The following is a 1,684-nucleotide window of genomic DNA, read 5'->3' as shown; positions in this document are numbered from 1 at the left end:
ATTATTGTATAATAAATGAATTCTTAGTGTATACTAAATCTATATGCATAAAAGAGAAATTACAAATCATATAAACAAAATAAAAAAAAAACAGGTACCAAGTGGTTATTTCCGTAATCACTTGGTATTTATCTATTGCCTGTCTTAACAAAATAAATTATAATGTAATTTATGAGAATAATCGAAGCTTGTTCTAGTTCTTATACATAGTATAAGAACTTACTCCGCAGGAGTCATAAATTAACGAGGGAAATTAAAGAGAGTTTAATAGTTACCAATTAACATACACTATGAATATTAACGATTATACAAAGTGAGGGATATACAATATCATGAAACGAATACTAACATCCGTTCTAACAGCAGTACTACTGCTTTCCAATATAGGAGATACAACTGCTTATGCTGCCACTACCCAAATTGAGCAAATCCAAACTTCAACTGTTAAATCAACTACCGATACTTCTACTGAAACAAAAAGTACCTTCAAATGGCCTAAATACAAAGGTAGTCTTACTTCAGAATCAGCTGTATTAATTGATGCCTCATCTGGTTTAGTCCTATATGAAAAAAATCCACACAAAGAACTATATCCAGCCAGTATAACCAAGATTATGACCACCTTGGTCGCTTTAGAAAATTGTTCTCTTAACGAAATAGTAACTTTTTCTCATAATGCAGTCTTTAGTATAGAGAGTGGCAGTACTCATATTGCTCGTCAAGAGGGCGAACAACTTACCATGGAACAATGTCTATATGCTGTAATGCTAGCATCTGCGAATGAGGTTTCTAACGCCGTTGCAGAACATGTTGCCGGTAGTATTGATAAATTTGCTGATATGATGAATGCTAAAGCAAAGGAATTAGGTTGTAAAAATACTCACTTTGTAAATGCCAATGGTCTACACAATGAAAATCACTATACTTCGGCCTATGATATGGCACTTATCTCTCAAGAAGCTTTGAAAAATGAAGCATTTCGTAAGATTACAGGTACCAAGAGTTATGTCCTTCCTAAAACGAATAAATCAGATCAAGAGTTCCCAATGGCCAATCACCAACAGCTACTACTCGGTTACAAGTTAACGAAAAAATATGATGCCTGTATCGGTGGCAAAACGGGATATACCAACGCAGCCCGTAACACTCTCGTATCCTTTGCTAGTCAGGATGGTGTAGACTTGATTTGCGTTGTAATGAAATCAACCCCTACAGAACAGTATTCAGATACAATTAAATTATTTGATTTCGGATTTGATAACTATGAATCCTTCTCAGTAGACGAAACAAGTTCTCTATCAGCCAATGATAATTCAATACTTTTTACAAGATTTAATTCTATTTTTGATAATTCTACTCCTTTGATTTATACAGACAATGATAGTAGCTATATACTCCCTTTGGGTGCTAGTGAGAAAGATGTTACACAAAGTATGAATCTATATGATACACCAAAGATACAAAATGGAAGAGAAATCATAGGTGATATTAACTATACCTTTGACAATAAGAACGTGGGTAAACTTGATATATATTATACAACCTCTGACAAACCTACTTTAGAATCCGTTGAATTATCAGAAGATCATTCAGATGATTCAGTAATAAGTACACTAAGTTCCGCTGTATCTTCTAAAATCAAGCATAATATTAAACCTCTAATAATATTTGGTATTATTGCTTT

General features: G+C 33.2%; 1 protein-coding gene. It reads left to right on the top strand.

Annotated elements, in window-relative coordinates:
• Positions 1-332: 332 nt before the first annotated feature.
• Positions 333-1,684: D-alanyl-D-alanine carboxypeptidase family protein (locus tag ACW2QF_RS18920; protein WP_455717573.1), on the top strand; the 1,352-nt coding region annotated here is incomplete at its 3' end.

Source organism: Anaerosporobacter sp. (genome assembly GCF_965301125.1).
Note: the sequence above shows the minus strand (reverse complement) of the source record. Positions and strands in the feature narration are given on the sequence as shown.